This is a genomic window from Rhodobacter sp. P2_H5 (genome assembly GCF_056403335.1).
This window is the reverse complement of sequence record NZ_JBFUFS010000123.1, coordinates 1-682: the sequence shown is the minus strand read 5'-3', so window position 1 is coordinate 682 and position 682 is coordinate 1. Positions and strand designations below refer to the sequence as shown.

Annotated in this window: 1 protein-coding gene; it reads left to right on the top strand. The window is 55.1% G+C overall.

The window, feature by feature from the left end; genetic code table 11:
• A partial coding sequence (locus AC1DVR_RS23875; protein WP_478003108.1) for a hypothetical protein occupies window positions 1-682 on the top strand: 682 nt, incomplete at both ends.

Sequence of the window (682 nt, the reverse complement as noted above, 5' to 3'; positions counted from 1 at the left end):
ATGACGGCCAGCGCCGTGACCTCCAGTTCAAGGTAGACGGGCTTAATGTCATTACCGGTCGCTCCTCAACCGGCAAGTCCGCTCTCTCCGAAATTATAGAATACTGCATGGGACGATCTTCGTTTAATGTCCCGGAAGGCATCATCCGCGACAAAGTGTCGTGGTTCGCCGTTATCTACCAGTTCGACAAAGATCAGGTGCTGGTCGCCAAGCCAACCCCGCCCAGCGGTGGTGCAAGTTGCAGCACCGCAATGCTGCGAAGGGGTGCCGAGTTGCCGATACCCGAGTTCAAAGATCTGGCGGTCAATACCGATGACGACAGCATAGTCGAACTATTGTCACGGCTACTTGGCATTCCCGAAAACCGTACCGAAGTCGCGCTCGAACACAGCCGTATGAGCTACGACGCAAACATCAAGCACACATTCTATTACCTGTTCCAGAAGCAGGGACTGATCGCCAACAAGGACCAACTTTTCTATCGCCAGAACGAGCAGTTCCAGCCGCAGGCAATACGCGACACGCTGCCAATCTTGCTCGGTATTTCCTCCCACGACCACTACGAACTTGAAGCCAAGCTGCGCATGGCGCAGCGGGATCTGAGAGTAAGCAACAAGAGGCTGGAGCAAGCGCGCCTTGCAGTCGACACGTCGCAAGAGCAGGCCATTGGCCTCTACTCTGA